We start from the raw sequence: 17,934 nt of genomic DNA, 5'->3' as shown, positions 1-17,934 counted from the left end.
CACTGTTTAAAGAGAAGAGACAAATGCAGTTTTCCCGCAGCGCCTCCCGCGCCTTCATGCCTTACCCGAAGGCCCCCGTCCCGCATGCCCCGGGCGGACCGCTCTCCGGCCTCACCTTCGCCGTGAAGGACCTCTATGACGTCGCGGGGTATCCCACCTCGGCCGGCAACCCGCTCTTTCTCGCCGCCTCCGGCGTGAAGGACAGGCACGCCGCGGTCGTGGAACAGCTCCTGGCCGCAGGCGCCGAGTTCGTGGGAAAAACCGTCACCGACGAGTTCGCCTATTCCATGGCCGGCGAGAACGTGCACTTCGGGGCTCCGGTCAACGGCGGCGCGCCGCTGCGCGCCACGGGCGGCTCCTCCTCGGGCTCGGCCTCCGCCGTCTCCTGCGGGCTCGCGGAGTTCGCGATCGGCACCGACACGGGCGGCTCGGTCCGCTGCCCGGCGAGCCAGTGCGGACTCTTCGGCCTGCGCCCGACGCACGGGCGCATCTCGCTCGAGGGCTGCCACCCGCTCGCGCCGTCCTTCGACACCGTCGGCTGGTTCGCGCGCGACATCCGCACCTTCGCGCGCGTCGCCGACGTGCTCCTCGGGCCCGAGCCCCCTCTTCCCGCGGAGATCCGCATCCTGCGAGCCGATGACGTCTTCGAGCGGTTCGGCGCGCAGGTCTCGCAGTGCCTCGCCCCGGCGGTGAGACGCATCGAGGAAGTGTTCGGGCCGGCCGTGTCCGCCGAGCTCGCGCCCCACGGCATGGAGGCCGATGCCGAGGCCTTCCGGCTGCTCCAGGCCCAGGAGGCCTGGCAGAGCGACGGCGAGTTCATCGAGACAAATCAGCCGCCGCTCGGGCCCGGCGTCAGGGAGCGCTTCGCTTTTGCGCGGAAGATTGCGCTGAAGGACCTCTCCAGCGAGATCCGTCAGCAGCGGCTCGCCACCGCGGCCCTCGAGAAGACGCTCGGCACGGACGGCGTGATGGTGCTCCCGACGCTCCCCGGCCCGGCCGTTCCGCGCGGGGCCCCGGAGAGCGAGGTGAACGACTTCCGCACGCTCTCGCTCCTTTCGCTCTGCCACGGCGGACTCACTGGTTTGCCGTGGCTCTCGCTCCCGCTCGGGCGGCTCGAGGGCGCGCCCGTCGGCCTCTCCCTCATCGGCCCGCGCGGCTGGGACCGCAGGCTGATCGCCGTCGCCGAGCGCATCCTCGGGTGACGCACCGCCCGGACGCGGGCGGCATCACGCGAATCCGTCGCGACACTGCGTGATGCCCTCGCGGCCGAAGGGGAAATGGTGGAAAATGGGGACGGCATCACCCGGCCCGAAAATCCCAACCACCTCATTCCCTACCGTCCATGGGTCCGTTTTCCCATTTCCCCGGCCGGGTGCTTCTGCTTGCCTGCTCGACGGCGCTCCTGACGCTTCTCCTCGGGCCCGCACCCGCCCGCGCAGACCAGAGTCCCGCCCCGGCCGACGCCCTGAGCGCGGCGACGCTCGCCTTTGAGTTCCCCACCGATCACCTGCCGGTGCGCGTCGGCATCGTCAAGTACGTGCGGCCGGCCCCGAACGAACCCATCATCAGGCCCACGATCGAGGCGCTCGAGAAGACGTTCGGCAGCAAAAACATCGTCGTGAGCGAATACACGTTGGTCGAGCTGCAGGAGGCGATCGCCCGCGGGTCGGTGGACGTCTTCCTCTCGAGCTCGGGATTCTTCGTGCGCATGCAGCGTCTCGGCGCCCGCGCGCTCGCGACCGTCGTCTCCTCGAGCTACCCCGACCCCAACCACAACGACGGCTCGGCCTTCCTCGTGGCCGCGAACCGCACGGACCTCAACACGCTCGACGACCTGAAGGGCTCGCGTCTCGTGACGAGCACCCCCGGCGCCTTCACCGGCCGTCATCTGCCGATGAGCGTCATCCTGCACGACGGGCACGACCCCGATACGTTCTTCTCCTCGACCGAGTACCTCGGCGACGGTGAGCGGATGTCCGAGGCGATCCCGAAGATCCTCGCTGGCGACGCGGACATCGGCTTCTTCCGCCTCTGCTACCTCGAGGACTGGCTCAGAAAGCACCCCCAGGACAGGGGGATGCTCAAGGTGATCAACCGGCTCGACGACCCGGCGATGATGGAGGCCTGCGTGCGCTCGACACCCCTCTACCCGTCCTGGACCTTCGCCACCACCCCGGCGACGGCGCCGCAGATCTCGCGCCTCGTCACCCGCGCGCTGCTGCAGATGCCGCCCTCCGGCGCGCAGTATCTGCACTGGGGCGTCGCGACCGACTACACGGGCGTCGATAACGTCTTCAAGGAGCTCAGGATCGGGCACTACGCGTACCTGCGCGACTGGACGATGACGAAGTTCCTCGAGAAGTACGGCGTCTGGCTCGTCGTTCTGCTCCTCATGATCGCCGGTCTCATCTGGCACAGCGTGCGCGTCGCGCAGCTCGTGCGCGTGCGCACCGAGCACCTCAGGCAGGCCCTCGTGACCCAGAAGCGCCTTCAGGCCGAGGCGCAGGCCGCGACCGAGCGCATCGAGCGCATGAGCAGGATCGGCGCGGTCGGGCAGCTCTCGACCATCTTCGCCCACGAGATGCGCCAGCCCCTTGCCGCGCTCTCGCTCTACCTGCTCGGCCTCAAGAAGCTCGTCGCCGAGGGGCGCTTCGACGCCGAGCGCTTCTCGACGATCCTCGCGAAACTCACAGAGCAGACCGCGCGCGCCGACGAGATCGTCACCCGCGTGCGCTCCTACGCCAAGTCCGAGAACCCGGGCTACGTGCCCGTGAAGGCGTGCGACCCCGTGCAGAAGGCGATCGCCGAGCTCAATTCAACCGGGCGCTGGAAGGCGAAAATCAACTTCGCCGGTGACGAGCACGTCAGGGTGCTCGGCGCCCCCTTCGAGCTCGAGCTCGTCGCGCTCAACCTCATCAAGAACGCGCTCGAGGCCGTGGAGAACGTACCCGGTGCCGCGGTGACGGTGACGATCACGGAATTCGACGCCACGGCCGAGCTCTCGGTCCTCAACGGCGGAGCCGTTGTCTCCCCGGAGACGCTCGCGGCGCTCGAGGAACCGGGGCCGAGCACCAAGATCCACGGTCTCGGACTCGGCCTCTCGATCGTCCGCACGATCCTCGAGCGCATGGGCGGGCGGCTGCGCTTCACGGCGCTCTCGGGCGGCGGGCTCGCCGCCATCGCCCAGGTGCCGAACCTCGAACGCGCGCTCGCGCAGAAAGGACGCGAGACGCCCGCTGAACAAGAAAAAGACGGAGACCCAGATGAACCCCAGAGAGAGACATCTCACGACTGAGCAGCTTGAATTCGCACGATCGAAGTGCCTCATCCGCATCGTGGACGACGAGGATGCGCTGCGCGACGCGCTGCGCTTCGTGCTCGAGATGGAGGGGTGGCGCGTGGCCGACTACCCGACCGCGACGGCGTTCCTCACCGGCGACGCTCCGTCGGAGCCGGGCTGCGTGGTGCTCGACGTGCGCATGCCGGGCATGACGGGCATCGAGGCGCAGGCCGCGATGAACGAGCGCGGCATCACGCTGCCGATCATCTTCCTCACCGGGCACGGCGACGTGGAGATGGCCGTGTCGGCGCTACAGGACGGCGCCGCGGACTTCATCCAGAAGCCGATCGACAACGAGCGCCTGCTGAAGTCGATCGCCTGGGCCGCCTGGCAGAGCGCCTCGCGCGCCGCGGGGCTTCCGGGCGAGGATGCCGCAGAGCGCCTCTCGAAGCTCACGGGCCGCGAGCGGGAGATCGCGAAGCTCATCGCCGCGGGCATGCTCAACCGCGAGATCGCCGAGCGCTTCGGCAACGCCGTGAGAACGATCGAGGTGCACCGCGCGAGCATCCTGAGGAAGCTCGGCGTGAAGACGCCCGAGGAAATCCGGGCGCTCCTCGAGCACGCAGAGAGCTGACGCGAATCACCCACGGAGAGCCCCGGCCGGTGTTGTTTTTCGCACGAATGACGTTGCCGGCCCCTGACACGGCCTTGAATTTCGATCCTGTTTTTGCGGGAAATTTATCGTTTACAACCGGAACTACTTTGTAAACAAGTAAAAATTACTTTCTAACTGCCCGGTTGGTTCTCTGTAGAATCGGAACGACGCTGTGACGCCGCCCTTGTGCGGCAGTCATCAGCGCTCCCGGAATGAGGTCACGCACCCGTACAGAAAGCGCGCCGTCCGGTCTGCCGCAGGGTTCACAAGTCCGCGCAGGCCGCAGCCAGAGGCGTGCACGGCGGGAGCCATGCGAACCTCACCGGAAAATCCAGCACCCCCGGACGGCTCTGAGAGGGAGTAGCCGTCCGGGGGCGTTTTTTCTGGATCGACTCAGTCTGATGGCGCGCCACCGGAAAAGGCGCGCATTGAGTGACGTCGGGAGGAGGAGTGCCCGGAACACTTCAGAAGGGCGGAGCTTCAGTCCTGCTGCGACATGCGCAGCGTCTGGCTCCGTCTCACTAAGTCGAAAGAATTATATGAACACTACCCTACAGAGGTAGTACCAAAGGAGAGGTCAATACGTATCCAAATACTTCCGCGCTCTCCGGGCCCTGCCTTCAAGCGGGGCCGATCCGGAGGAGCCGGTCAGGCGAGGCCGTTCTCCTCGCGCAGCTCCCGCTCGAGGCGGAGCGCCTCGCGCACGACCTCGACGGCCCCGGCGACCGCGCGGTTCACGGCCTCGGCGAGCGCCTCGAAGCGGATCACCTTCCTCGACTCGCGCAGACCCGCCGCGGAATTGACCGAGACGCAGAGTCCCGCGTAGGGGAGTTCAAGCTCGCGGGCGAGCGCGCACTCCGGATAGAGCGTCATGCCGATCACGTTGGCGCCGTCGCGGGCGAAGCGCTGCACCTCGGCGGCGGTCTCGAGCCTCGGCCCCTGCGTGCAGGCGTAGCAGCCGCCCTCGACGATGGTGTTCCCGGTGCGGCGCGCCGCACGGACGAGGAGCCCCGAGAGGTTCTCGTCAAAGGGCAGCGTGAAGTCGATGTGCTTCACGCCCGCCTCGGGCGAGTCGTAGTACGTGTGCTCGCGGCCCCAGGTGTAGTCGAGGAGCTGGTCGGGCACCATCAGCGTGCCGGCCGTCATCGCCTCGCCGATGCCGCCCACCGTGCCCACGCCGATCACGCCCGTGGCGCCGGCCTTCTTCAGGGCCCAGAGGTTCGCGCGGTACGGAATGCGGTGCGGCGCCCACTCGTGCCTCGCGCCGTGGCGCCTGAGAAAAATCACCTCCTCGCCGCCGAGGCATCCGAAGACGAGGGGCGCGGAAGGGGCGCCCCAGGGCGTCTCCACGAGGACCTCGTCGCAGTCCGTGATGATGCCGTCGTTCTCAAAGCCGGTTCCGCCGATCAGTGCGAGCATTTTTTACTTCTCCTCCAGGGTTTCTCCGGCGAGGAGCTTTCTCAGATCCTCCTCGCCGATGATGCGGATGCCGAGTTCCTCGGCCTTCGTGAGCTTGCTGCCCGCCTCGGCGCCGGCCACCACGTAGTCCGTGCGGCGGCTCACCGACCCCGACACCTTCGCGCCCTGCGCGGTGAGGAGGTCCTTCGCCTCGTCGCGGGTGAGCGTCGGGAGCGTCCCCGTGAGCACGAAGGTCTTGCCGGCGACGAGGGTCGCCGCGGGGCGCGGCTCGACGGCGGGCCAGGTGACGCCCGCCCGGATGAGCGACTCGATCACCTCAAGGTTGTGCGGTTCGCGGAAGAAGGCCGCGACGCTCTCGGCGACCACCTCGCCCACGTCAGGCACTGCCTGCAGGGCCTCGATGTCCGCGTGCTCGATTCTGTCGAGGGTGCAGAAGTGCTCGGCGAGCCCGAGCGCCGTGGCCTCGCCCACGTGACGGCAGCCGAGCGCGTAGATGAAGCGCGCGAGCGTCGTGCGCTTCGCCTTCTCGATCGAGGCGAGCAGATTCTCCGAGGCCTTCGGGCCCATGCGCTTCTGAACCTTCTCCGTGCCGATCGTCGTCGAGACAGGCATCTGGAGCTCCTCGGCGGTGAGCGTGAAGAGATCCGCGGGGGTCCTCACGAGCTCCTCGTCGACGAGCATGTCGACGATCTTCTCGCCGAGGCCGTCGATGCCCATGGCGCGGCGGCTCGCGAAGTGCACGATCGAGAGCTTCATCTGCGCGGGGCAGACGAGGCCGCCCGTGCAGCGCATGTCCTTCTCCTCCTCGTCGCGAATCACGGCGCTGCCGCAGACCGGGCAGACGTCGGGCATGCGGAAGACCGGGGCGTCCGCGGGGCGGCGCTCCGGGATCACGCGCAGGATCTCGGGGATCACGTCGCCGGCGCGGCGCACGACGACCGTGTCGCCCACGCGCAGGTCAAGCTCCTTGGTGATGTGGTCCTCGTTGTGGAGCGTCGCGTTCGACACAGTGACGCCTCCGACGTAGACGGGCTCGAGGCGCGCGACCGGCGTGATGCGGCCCGTGCGGCCGACCTGCACGTCGATGCCGAGCACGGTGGTGAGCACCTCCTCGGGGGGATACTTGTGCGCGCAGGCCCAGCGGGGCTCGCGGGCGATGAAGCCGAGCTCCTCCTGCTCCTCGAGGCTGTTGACCTTGTAGACGACGCCGTCGATCTCGAAGGGCAGTTCCGCGCGGCGCGCGAGCACCTCGGCGTGGAAGGCCGCGAGCGCCTCCGGGCCCTTCACGACGCGCCTCAGCTTCGCCACCGGGAAGCCGGCCCGCTCGAACCAGTCGAGGATGCCGCTCTGCGTATCGGCGATCCGCTCGGAGCATTCGCCGAGGCTGTAGGCGTAGAAGTGAAGCGTTCGCTCGGCGGTGACGCGGCTGTCGAGCTGCCTCAGAGACCCCGCGGCGGCGTTTCTCGGATTGGCGAAGAGCTTCTCGCCCGCGGCCTCCTGACGGCGGTTGAGCGCGGTGAAGTCGGCCTTGTGCATGATGCACTCGCCCCTCACCTCGAGCACGTCGGGGACGGGGCCGCGGAGCCGGAGCGGAATCGTGCGGATCGTGCGGACGTTCTCGGTCACGTCCTCGCCCACGGCGCCGTCGCCGCGCGTGGCCGCGCGCACGAAGACGCCCTTCTCGTAGCGCAGGCTCGTCGCAAGGCCGTCAAACTTGAGCTCGCAGTCATATTCGACCGGCCCGGCCGATTCCTCGAGCCCGAGGTCACGGCGCACGCGCTCGTCAAAGGCCTTCGCTCCCTCGTCGGTGAAGTCGGTCTCGGTGTGAATCGAGAGCATCGGGATCGTGTGGGTGACCTTGCTGAAGCCATCGCGCACGGCGCCGCCGACGCGCAGCGTCGGGGAGACAGGGCTTTTGAGCGCCGGGTGAAGCTTCTCGAGCGCATCAAGCTCGGCGAAGGCGCTGTCGTACTCCGCGTCCGGGACGCTCGGCGCGTCAAGCACGTAGTACTCGTAGCTCCAGCGCTCGAGCAGTTCCTCGAGCTCGCGCATGCGCGCGCGGGCGCCCTCCGCGGGCACGGCCGCGGCGCGGGCACGGGCGCCGAAGGGATCGGCGGCCTCGGCAGCGGGGGCGGGTTCGGCCGCCGGCGGCACTGCTGGCGCGGTGCGCTTTGTCGCGCGGCGCCTGCGCTTCGGCGCGGCCGGGGCCTCGGCAGGCTCCGCGGTCTCAACGGGCTTCTCCGGCGCCGCCTCGGGGGCGGGCTTCTCGGTTTTCACCTCGGCGACGGGCGCCGGGGCATTGTCGGGGTCGAAGAGCGAGCTCTGATCGGACATGGCAGGGTGAAGTGAAATTCGAAAAAAACACGGGCGGCGCCGGAAAGGCGGCCGCCCGGTGAGTTTAACGGGGCGCGGCAGTGAGCCGGATTCAGCGCGAGAAGAGCAGGCGCGCCCTGGGCGAGCCCGGTACGACGCCGCTCTCGGTCATCAGCTTGTCCTGGCTCGCGACCTGCTCGGCGATCGCCATCGCGGCGCCCGCGTCGATCGGGCGGCCCGAGCAGTCGGTCCAGACGGCGCCGAGCTCGGCGGCGAGCTGGTTGGCGACCTCGAGGAACTTCCTCAGGTCACCGCGGACGGAATTCGCGAGCGGCAGCTCGTAGTTGAGGGAGACCTTCGCCGGGCTCTCCCCCTCCTCGACGAGCGCGAGCCAGATGACGGGATCGCGGTCGGCGGGGTCGAGCCTGAGCTCCCAGCGGTCGTTCGAGTACATGAAGCCCGTGCGGAGCGCGGCCTTCGAGACGCGGTCGGCGGAGAGCGTCTCCCCCTCCTCGCGGGGAGCGATGAGCATCTCAATCCTGCGGTCGAAGAACTCAATGAAGTTGCGCAGGTTCACCGAGCGCTGCACGGCCTGCTCGGGCTCGAACTCGCGGCGGATCACCACGCTGTTCTGCGCGGCGGACTGCTCGAGCACCTGGTAGAAGCGCGAGGCGCTCACCTCGTCGAGCTTCGCCGTGCGGTTGGCGAGGAGCAGCGTCGCCACGACCTGGCGGGCCGGGCAGGTGAGCTCATCGGCCTCGTAGTAGAGACTGTCCTTCGAGGACTGCGCCCAGACGCGCACGAGAAGCGGCAGGTCAAGGCGCTCGAGCTCGAGCTTGAGGCTCTTCACGCCGCCCAGGGCAAACTGCATGCCGTCCACCGGCGCGATGTCGAGCACCCACTCCACGGCCGGGTCGACGGGGGGCGTCGCGCGGTCACGGTTGTCGCGCAGATTCTCCGCCTCGGTCCGGCTGCGGGCCGCGGCCTCGGCGCGCCTCGCCTCCTCGCGCTCGAGCTCGTCATAGATCGGCGGCTCCTCGGAGGGAGGGGGCACTTCATCGGCGGGCGAGCGGGTCTGATCGGGATCCGGGAGGGAGGGCTCGGGCTGCGAGAGCGCCTCGGCGGGCTTTTCCTCCTCCGCGGCGAGATCGGGCTCCACGCGTGAGGCGCTCACCGTGAGCGGATCATCCATCGTCGCCGAGCGCAGCTTCAGGCCGGCATTGCGGGCGATGCGCTCCTCCTTCTTGGAGCGCCAGAGAATGAAGCCGACGAGGAATGCGGCGATGACAAGAATCGGAAGGAGAATCTCGACCGAGAACATGGCGACAGAGGGAACCTTAGGGAGTGGAATTGATCCGGATGGCGCTCATTCTAATGAGTTGCGGCCCAGATTTTGATTCTGCCGCAGGCCGGTGCTCTGCAACAAAATTCAAAACGTAACCTCCGCGCGACGCCGCCGGCCCGGTCGCCCGGCGTCAGGCGCCCGCTGTCGCAACCGTCTCCGAGGACTGGCGCACGGCCTCCTCGATGTCGACGCTCACCACGCGGCTCACGCCCGGCTCCTTCATCGTCACGCCGATGAGCGACGAGGCGTACTCCATCGTCACGCGGTGGTGCGTGATGATGATGAACTGCGTCGCCTCGCTCATGCCGAGGCAGAGGCGCGCGAGACGGCCCTGGTTCGCCTCGTCAAGCGGCGCGTCCACCTCGTCGAGCAGACAGAAGGGCGCCGGGTTGAGGCGGAACATCGCGAAGATGAGCGCCGTCGCGGTGAGCGCCTTCTCGCCGCCCGAGAGGAGCGTGAGCGACTGGTTGCGCTTGCCCGGGGGCTGCGCGCGCACCTCGACGCCCGCGGTGAGGATCTCGTCGCCCACGAGCGTGAGCGACGCGACGCCGCCGCCGAAGAGACCGCGGAAGGTCTCGGCGAAGTTCGTGTTCACCTTCTCGAAGGTCTCGCGCATGCGGCTGCGCGTCTCCGAGTCGATCTTGCGGATCGCCGCCTCGAGGGTCTCGACGGCCTGCTTCAGGTCGTTGATCTGGGCCTCGGCGAGGCGCATCGCCTCCTCGGCGGCCTCGAGGTGCGAGAGCGCGGCGTGGTTGACGGGACCGAGCGCGGCGATCTCATTCATGAGGCGCGTGACCTCGCTCTTCACGGCCGGGGCCTTGACCTTGCGCTCCTGCGCGATGACGGAGAGCGTCTGCCAGTCGGCACCGAGCTCCTCCATGCGGTCGTTGAACTGACTGAGAAGCCCCGACTTCTGCTCGGCGGTGACGCGCAGCGTGCCGAGCTGTTCCGTGAGCGGCAGGATCCCCTCGGTCAGGGTCTTCGCGAGCTTCCGGTTCTCGTCGGCCTTCCTGCGCGTCTCGGCGAGACGCCCCTGGGCGTCCGCGGCGGCGCGCTCGAGACCGGCGCTCTTCTCGAGGAGCGCCTTCGCGCCCGACTCGACCGTGCCCTGGTCCTCCTCGGCGAGAAGCTTCTCGGCCTCGGCAAGTCGCGTCTTCTCGCGCTCGACGTCGGCCTTCGCCTCCTCGATGCGGCGCTCGTCGAGCTGCGCACCCTCGCGGGCCTGCTGGATCTCGAGGCGCTTCATCGCCGTGCGGTGAATGAGCTCGGTCTGCTCCCTGCGCTCATTGGCAAGCCGGTCCTGCGCCCTGGCGTAGGCGGCCGCGGCCTCGCCCGCGGCGGTCTCCGCGGATTCGAGCGCCTCGGCAAGGCCGTCCATCGTCTCGAGCATCTCGTCGACTCTCGCCGAGACCTCGGCGCGCTCGCGCTCGAGCTCCTCGCGGGAGCGCTTGAGATCAGCCTCGCGGCGCAGCGCCTCCTCGAGCGTGCGCCTCGCCTCGCGCTCGGCGAGCTTCGCGGCCGCGGTGCGGCGGGCGGCCTCGGCGACCGCGGTCTGGGCGAGCTCCGCGGCGCGCCGGGAATCCGTTTCCTCGCGGGCGGCCGCATTTCTGCGGTCGTCGGCCTGGCCGACCTCGATGTCCAAGGCCTCGACGCGCGCCGAGAGCTCGCGGATCTCCTGCGCGCGGGAAAGGAGCGCGAGGCGCGGATCCTCCGCGGCCCAGAAGGTGAGCGAGGAGCGGGTCACGACGTCGCCCTGCGGCGTCACGAAGCAGTGTCCCTCGGGGAGCGTCGTGCGGGCGCGGAGCGCCGTGGCGAGGTCCGGGGCGAGTCCGGCGCACGAGGCCCAGGCGTCGATCGCGGCGCGCGCGGCCGGGTGCTTCGTCGTGACGTGCTCGGAGAGGCGGATCACGGGCCTTCCTTCGATCTCCCAGACGAGCGCCGGGGCGGCGGCGCCCTCGGGCTCGGGGGCGGCAAAGGAGAGCCGCGCGGGCGGGCGGCTGCGGGCGAGATCACCCGCGGCCCGCAGGTCGCGCAGGAGCAGCGCCTGCATGCGGTGCTCAAGCACCGCCTCGAGCGCCGTGAGGAGTTCGTCGGGCACCTCGATCGAGTCAATCAGTTCGGGAAGGCCGGCGATGCCGGTCTCCTCGAGCCACTTCGAGAGCGCGTCCGACTTCTCGGCCGAGCGCTGCACCTCCTCGAGGGTCGAGAGCTTCGCCGAGAGAGACTTCTGTTCGGAAAGGAGGGCAAAGTATTTTTCGTTCGCCTGCGCGGCCGCCTCGCGGGCGGTCTCGGCGCGCTCGAGCGCCTCCTCGCGCTTCGCGGCGGCCTCCTCCTCGGCCTCGCCCGCTTCGACAAGCGCCTCGGCGAGCGCCTCGACCTTCTCCGGGTCGGGCTTTTCGCTGCCGCGCTCGTCCTCGGTGATGCGCGAGAGCCTGCGGTCGAGCTCGCCCACGCGCTCGCGCTCGCGCGAGAGCTTCACTTCCTCGACCTGCTGCGCGGTGCGGGCGCGCGCGAGCGCCCCGCCCGCGGTCTCGGCCGCGGCCCGGGTCGTGCGCTCGGCCTCCTCGGCCGCGTCGAGCGCCTCGGCGCGCGTCTCGTTCATCTCCTCGAATTCCTCGAGGAGCGCCTCAAGCTCGGCGATCTTTTCCGAGCTCTCCTCGCGCCGGAGCGTCATCTCACTGATGAGCTTCTCCTTGGCGGCGATAGTCTCGGCCGCCTGCGTGCGGTCGCGCTCGGCGGTGCGCCGGCGCTCGACGATGCGGCTCATCTCGCCCTCGAGACGGGCGAGTTCCTTCTCGGCCTCGCGGAATTCCCCGGAGATGCGCTCGTGCTCGGCGTCGGCCTTCTTCACCTCGTTCTCGAGCCCCTCCTGGGCGGCCTCGCACTCCTCGACGGCGGCGCGCTTCATCGCGATGTCGTTCTCGATGCGGGTGATCGCCTCGCGGGCCTGGTCGGCCTCGCGCCGGGCGTTCTCGCTCATCAGGAAGTACCAGAGCGCCTCGCTCTCGGTCTTCTTCCGGTCAAGCTCCTGCCAGCGGGCGGCGGTCGCCGCCTCCGCACGAAGCTTCTCGATCTCCTCGGCGCGCACGCTCTGCAGGTCCGCCGCGCGCTCGAGGTTCTCCTGCGTCTGCCTCAGGTGTGACTCGGTCTCGCGGCGGCGCTCCTTGTAGAGCGACACGCCCGCGGCCTCCTCGAGGTAGACGCGGATCTCCTCGGGCCTGGCGGAGGTGAAGCGCTCGATCATGCCCTGGGAGACGATGGCGTAGCTCCGCGAGCCCAGGCCCGTGCCGAGGAAGATCTCCTGCACGTCGCGTTTTCGCACCTGCTGGTGATTGATGTAGTAGGCCGAGACGCCCTCGGTCGTGACCACGCGGCGGATCGAGAGCTCGGCGTACTGGCCCCAGGGGCCCTTGACGGCGTGGTCGCTGTTGTCGAGAAGGAGCTCCACGCTCGCGCGACCGAGCGGCGCGCGCCTCGCCGACCCCGTGAAGATGAGCTCGGACATCGCGCCGCCGCGCAGTTCGCTCACGCGGCCTTCGCCGAGCACCCATCGGACGGCGTCAATGATGTTCGACTTGCCGCAGCCGTTCGGGCCCACGATTCCGATGAGCGGATCCCGGATATCGATCACGGTCGGATCGGCGAAGCTCTTGAAGCCGGCGATTTTGATCTGACGAAGTCGCAAGGGAGGTGCTCCTGATGGGAATGGATAAGCCGGGGTAGCGGACGGACGGGTGACATTTTCGCGCAGATTTCCGCACGGGGTGACGGTGACTCCGGAAAGGCCCCTGGATGCCCTCATGATCAGTTTTATTTATCGTGCAATCGAGTCCGACGCTTTCCACGTGTCTTATCTTCACTCTCAGGCGATCCGGTTCTCCGAGGCTTCAGGCGCCTGCCCCGGCACCCACATCCGCATGAAAGATCGCCCCTGAAAAGAACTGCAAGGAACAAACGGAGAACGTCCACCATGCACATCCATCTGCACCGACTCACCGCCGCCGCGCTCACCGCGGCGCTCTTCACGCCGATCGTCTCCCCGGCCGCCGTCACCGCCGGCACGTACGAGGCCGAGGCCGCCGGCAAGCTCTCCCCGGTCCGCGCATCCGTGACCGTCGACGCCTCCGGCCGCATCACCGATCTCTCGGTGGACGTCTCGGGCGAGACGCCCGACCTCGGCGGCGCCGCCGCGAAGCAGATGGTCCCCGCGATCCTCGAGCACCAGAGCACGGCCGTCGACGGCGTCTCGGGCGCCACCGTCTCCTCGGAGGCCATCCGCTCGGCCGTCGTCGCCGCGCTCGCGAAGGCGGGCGCCGACCCGAAGGCCTACGACGTGAAGGTCGAGAAGGCGGCGCTCCCCGCCGAGGAGATCACCACCGACGTGGTCGTGATCGGCGCGGGTGCCTCCGGCACAGCCGCCGCGCTCGCCGCCGCCGAGGCGGGCGTCAGGGTAACCGTGCTCGAGAAGGCCCCGGCCGCAGGCGGTGCCTCGAAGATCGCCATGGGGCTCTTCGCGGTCGAGAGCTCGCTCATGAAGGAAAAGTACGGCAGCGACCCGGAGCTCATGAAGGTCCTCACGAAGGACAACCTCTACCGGGAGCTGATGGACTACAACCATTATCTGAGCAACGCGCGCATCACGCGGAAGGTGATCGACCTCTCCGCCTCGACCGTCGACTGGCTGAAGGGCTACGGCGTGGACCTCAGGATCGATGACAAAAACCTGCAGCAGGGCCAGAACCCCTATCCGCTGCGCTGGAGGATCTACCACCAGTACGTCGACAGCCCGAAGGCCTTCGAGAACATGTACGCCGCGCTCGGGGAAATGGGCGGCGAGCTCATCACCGGCGCCCGTGCGTATGACATCGAGACCGCCCCGGACGGCAGCGTCTCGGCCGTCATTGCGGAGAAGTCGGGCGGCGCGAAGCTCACCGTGCACGCGAAGGCGGTCATCATCGCCTCGGGCGGCTTCGGCGGCGACGCGAAGCACCTCTCCCGGGCGCTCGAGACGGAGAACGTCACGAACCGCATCGCCTGGTCGAACAACGGCGAGGGTCTGGAGATGGCCTGGAAGGCCGGCGCGCAGAAATTGGGCGAAGGCGACATACTTATCCACGGCGCGGAGTTCGACGGCCTCGCCTCCTCGGCCTCGAAGGGCGGCGCGCAGATGCAGGACTCCAACCTCCTCGTGCGCGTGCTGAAGACCCCGCTCATGTGGGTCGACACGTCGGGGAAGCGCTTCGCCAACGAGGAACTCATCTACGACACCGTCCTCTGGGCGAACGCTGCATACTCCGCCGGCGGCAAGTACTTCGTCGTCTGTGACGCGGCGACGCTCGACACCTACACCGCGGACGCCCTCCCCTTCGAAGTCTCGGGCGCGGGGCCGCTCAACCCCGAGGGAAAGGGTGACTTCCGTGCGCTCGCCGAGGAGGCCGTCCGCCAGGGCGTCGGCTTCAAGGCCGACACGCTCGAGGAGCTCGCGAAGCTCACCGGTTTCGAGGCGGGCTTCGAGCGCGAGGTCGCCGACTACAACGAAGCCGTGAGGACGGGTTCCGACCCCTACGGCAAACCCGCGGAGTTCCTGAAGTTCACCGTCGAGAAGGGCCCCTTCTACGCCTTCCGCGCCCGTGTCGTGAGCCTCTCCACGCTCGGCGGCGTGCGCGTCAACGAGAACATGCAGGCTTTGAACGGCAGCGGCGAGGTCGTCAAGGGACTCTACGCCGTCGGCAACAACGCCTACGGGTTCTACTCCGCCCCGTCCTATCCGCCCTACCAGGGCCTCGCACTCGGCTTCGCCTACAACAGCGGCCGCATCGCCGGCGCGGATGCCGCGGCAAAGGTGAAGAACGCCGACTGCCCCCTTTCCTCCCCGGCCCCGGGCGCCTCGCTCTGCCAACCTGACGAGGCGCCCGCGTCCGGTCCACCGCTTTCACCACAAGGAAATACCAGATGAACACGAAGCTTCTCGCCGCCGCCCTCGGCGCGGCCATGCTCTCCCCCGCGCTCGCCGCCGCGGCCACGGTCTCCCTCACAACCGCGGACGGCGTGGAACTCACCATTCCCGCCCGCAAGGCGCTTCCCGTCACCGCCGACCGCGCCCGCTATCCCGGCTTCAAACAGGAGACGCTGATTCTCAAGAAGGGCACGATCCGCCGCGAGGGGGCGATGCCGCTCCCCTGTGACATCCTGCTCGAGCGCGACGTGCCGGTGAAGCTGCGCGACGGCGTGACGATCTACACCGACGTCTTCCGCCCCGTCGGAGACGGCAAGTACCCGGCGCTCCTCGCCTGGAGTCCCTACGGCAAGGAAGTGGGCGGCCAGATGCTCGACGACGTGCCGGGCCGCTCCGGCGTGCCGCTCTCCGCGACCTCGGGCCTCGAGAAGTTCGAGGGGCCGGACCCGGCCTACTGGGTCGCGCACGGCTACGCCGTCATCAATCCCGACAAGCGCGGCGCCTACATGAGCGAGGGCGACCTCCTCTACTGGGGCCACAAGGACGCGCTCGACGGACGCGACGTGATCGAGTGGATCGCCAAGCAGAACTGGTGCACGGGCAAGGTCGGCATGACGGGCAACTCCTGGCTCACGGTCTCGCAGTGGTTCATCGCCGCCGAGCGCCCGGAGCACCTCGCCGCCATCGCGCCCTGGGAAGGGTTCTCGAACCACTACCGCGAGTCGGGCACCCGCGGCGGCATCCCCACACCGGAGTTCCCCGAGATGATCGCCGAGACCTTCGCCTCGCACTCGGGCGTGCTCGAGGACCAGCCCCGCATGATCGTCGAGGAGCCGCTCCTCACCGACTACTGGAAGGACAAGGCTGCGCGGCTTGAGAACATCACCGTGCCCGCCTACGTCGTCGCGAGCTGGACGAACCCCGTGCACACGCACGGCACCTTCGCGGGCTTCCGCAATATCTCTTCCTCCGAGAAGTGGCTGCGCGTGCACAACACGAACGAATGGCACGACTACTACACCCCGGCCAATGTGGAGGACCTGAGGAAGTTCTTTGACCACTATCTCAAGGGCATCGAGAACGGCTGGGAGCAGACGCCGCGCGTGCGCCTCTCGGTTCTCAACCCGGGCGGCGAGGACATCGTGAACCGCGTCGAGAACGAGTTCCCGCTCGCGCGCACGGAGTACCGCCGGCTCTATCTCTCGGCCGCCGACCACGCTCTCACCGAGGCGCTCCCCGCGGTCGAGGCCGTCGACAGCTACGACTCGGGCGCCGAGAACCCGTCGGTCGTCTACCGCTTCCGCATGGATGAGCCCACCGAGATCACGGGCTACATGAAGCTGCGCGCCTGGGTCTCGGCTCCGGACCACGACGACATGGACCTCGCGGTCAAGGTCGAGAAGCTTTCCGCCGAAGGGAAGCCCCTCGGCGACCCGCTCGGCATGCCGATCTCCGCCACGGGGCAGCTGCGCGTCTCGCTCCGTGCGCTTGACGAGGCGAGGAGCACCGAGAGCGAGCCCGTCCACAAATTCGAGAAGTTCGAGAAGGTGAAGCCCGGCGAGATCGTGCCGGTCGACATCGAGATCTGGCCGATCGGCCTCAGATTCGAGAAGGGTGAGCAGCTCGCGCTCACGGTCGGTGCCTACCGTCCGGGCGAGGCTGCGATCCCCTTTGGCGAGGCGAGGATCTCCGTCCCGAAGGTGGGCTACACCTTCACGCCGGGCGAGAAGGTCGAGATGATGACGATCGGCGGCAACTCGAAGGAAGTGGCCGACCCGAAGGAAGTCGTCACCTCGCCCGCCACGATGAACAAGGGGCGCCACGAGATCCACACGGGCGGGAAGTACGAGAGCTACCTCCTCGTTCCGGTGATCCCGGCGAAGTGATGAAAGATCCCTTGTGGTGAGGGTCGGACGGGCGGTCTCCGGGCAGAGGGGCCGCCCGTCCGCTTTTTCGAGACGAGGCCTTAAGATGAAAGCACTCCAGCCCACATCACCCCGCAGAAGCATGCTTGACACCAGGAACCTTGAGGCCTTCGTCACGCTCGCGAAGTTCATGCACTTCCGACGTGCCGCCGCCGCGCTCGGCATCTCGCAGCCCGCGCTCACGGCGCGCATCCGCGCGCTCGAGGAGGAGGTGGGCGGGCCGCTCATCAACCGCTCGAACCGCACGCTCTCGCTCACCGCCGCGGGCGAGGTGTTTCTCGCCGACGCCGAACGCATCCTCTCGCTCATGGAGCGCGCGGTGCGCAACAGCGCCGACATCTTCGACGGCCCCGCGGGGACGCTCCGCATCGGCGCCTGCTCGGCCACGATCGCGACGGGGCTGCTCGCCAAGATTCTCCATGAGGCGAGAAGGCGCTTCCCCGAGCTCGAGATCACCGCCGAGGAGGACTCGCCCCCGGCGCTCGCGAAGCGCCTCGCCGACGGGAAGATCGACTGCATGTTCGGCATCACCTTCGGCATCAGCTTCCCCGAGGGCACCGTGTCTGTGCCGCTCACGAGCTTCCGCGCCGCGCTCGTCGCGCGAAAGGGCACCGTTAAAACGCTCGCGAACGGCAGGCCCGATCCGAAGTCGCTCAAGGAGCAGACCTTCATCTTCTTCGAGACCGTGAACGAATCGCCCGTCTCGATCGAGAATGCGCTCAGCTTCGTGCCGCGCCGGACGATGAAGCTTCCCACGGTGGGCCTGATCGCGAGCTTCGTCGACGCGGGCCTCGGCATCGCGATCCTCCCCGAGGTCGCCGCGCCCAAGCTCGGTCCCGACACCGAGCTCTTCGCGCTCGAGCACTCCCTTCTCGAGATCCGGGCGATGAGGCTCTCGAGCAGCAACTCTCCCGTTCTGCTGCAGCTCTTCCGCATGCTCGGGGAGCTCTCGGACTTCGAGCGCCTGCTCTGAAAAATCCACCCGCAGGGCGCCATTTATAATGGCCGATTCCTCCGCCCGGGTCCGTTTCAGGGCCCGGC

10 protein-coding genes are annotated in these 17,934 nt (G+C 68.5%); 6 read left to right on the top strand and 4 right to left on the bottom strand.

All coding sequences use genetic code 11. From position 1 onward, the window contains the following. The first annotated feature begins 23 nt into the window (after nucleotides 1-23). The 3 genes from Q4F91_RS05250 (at nucleotide 24) to Q4F91_RS05240 (ending at nucleotide 3,914) form a co-directional block, all read left to right on the top strand. Nucleotides 24-1,202 (top strand): amidase, encoded by a 1,179-nt coding sequence (locus Q4F91_RS05250; protein WP_303335260.1) that lies wholly within the window; start codon nucleotides 24-26, stop codon nucleotides 1,200-1,202. Between the two features lie 170 nt (nucleotides 1,203-1,372). Beyond that, a complete protein-coding gene (locus Q4F91_RS05245) occupies nucleotides 1,373-3,295 on the top strand; it encodes a PhnD/SsuA/transferrin family substrate-binding protein (protein ID WP_303335257.1) in 1,923 nt (640 codons plus the stop codon). After that, nucleotides 3,264-3,914 carry a response regulator transcription factor gene (locus Q4F91_RS05240; protein ID WP_303335255.1) on the top strand — a complete coding sequence of 217 codons (651 nt, stop codon included), beginning with the start codon at nucleotides 3,264-3,266 and terminating at the stop codon, nucleotides 3,912-3,914. The genes Q4F91_RS05245 and Q4F91_RS05240 overlap by 32 nt, the downstream gene beginning before the upstream one ends. Nucleotides 3,915-4,583: 669 nt before the next feature. Here the strand turns inward: Q4F91_RS05240 and Q4F91_RS05235 are convergent. The 4 genes from Q4F91_RS05235 to smc form a co-directional block, all read right to left on the bottom strand. Next, nucleotides 4,584-5,354, bottom strand: coding sequence for an S-methyl-5'-thioinosine phosphorylase (locus Q4F91_RS05235; protein ID WP_303335252.1), 771 nt, complete (start codon nucleotides 5,352-5,354; stop codon nucleotides 4,584-4,586). A 3-nt stretch (nucleotides 5,355-5,357) separates the two neighbouring features. Further along, complete coding sequence (ligA, locus tag Q4F91_RS05230; RefSeq protein ID WP_303335263.1) at nucleotides 5,358-7,406, bottom strand: NAD-dependent DNA ligase LigA; 2,049 nt, start codon at nucleotides 7,404-7,406, stop codon at nucleotides 5,358-5,360. Between the two features lie 373 nt (nucleotides 7,407-7,779). Next, nucleotides 7,780-8,988: a hypothetical protein gene (locus tag Q4F91_RS05225; RefSeq protein ID WP_303335249.1), complete on the bottom strand. Its 1,209-nt coding sequence runs from the start codon at nucleotides 8,986-8,988 to the stop codon at nucleotides 7,780-7,782. 154 nt (nucleotides 8,989-9,142) lie between these two features. Further along, complete coding sequence (gene smc / locus Q4F91_RS05220) at nucleotides 9,143-12,697, bottom strand: chromosome segregation protein SMC (RefSeq protein ID WP_303335247.1); 3,555 nt, start codon at nucleotides 12,695-12,697, stop codon at nucleotides 9,143-9,145. A 285-nt stretch (nucleotides 12,698-12,982) separates the two neighbouring features. On the opposite strand from smc, the gene Q4F91_RS05215 reads away from it, so the two are divergent. The 3 genes from Q4F91_RS05215 to Q4F91_RS05205 all read left to right on the top strand — a co-directional run bounded on the left by Q4F91_RS05215 (nucleotide 12,983) and on the right by Q4F91_RS05205 (nucleotide 17,866). Further along, nucleotides 12,983-14,968: an FAD-dependent oxidoreductase gene (locus Q4F91_RS05215; protein ID WP_303335244.1), complete on the top strand. Its 1,986-nt coding sequence runs from the start codon at nucleotides 12,983-12,985 to the stop codon at nucleotides 14,966-14,968. Then, nucleotides 14,965-16,854 carry a CocE/NonD family hydrolase gene (locus Q4F91_RS05210; protein WP_303335242.1) on the top strand — a complete coding sequence of 630 codons (1,890 nt, stop codon included), beginning with the start codon at nucleotides 14,965-14,967 and terminating at the stop codon, nucleotides 16,852-16,854. The genes Q4F91_RS05215 and Q4F91_RS05210 overlap by 4 nt, the downstream gene beginning before the upstream one ends. A gap of 121 nt (nucleotides 16,855-16,975) precedes the next feature. Continuing rightward, entirely contained in the window at nucleotides 16,976-17,866 is an 891-nt protein-coding gene (locus tag Q4F91_RS05205) for a LysR family transcriptional regulator (protein WP_303335239.1), read from the top strand. The last annotated feature ends 68 nt before the right edge of the window (nucleotides 17,867-17,934 follow it).

This window comes from Sutterella sp. (genome assembly GCF_030539355.1).
Classification (GTDB): Bacteria; Pseudomonadota; Gammaproteobacteria; order Burkholderiales; family Burkholderiaceae_F; genus Sutterella.
The sequence above is the reverse complement of the archived record's forward strand: the minus strand, read 5'-3'. Positions and strand labels throughout refer to the sequence as shown.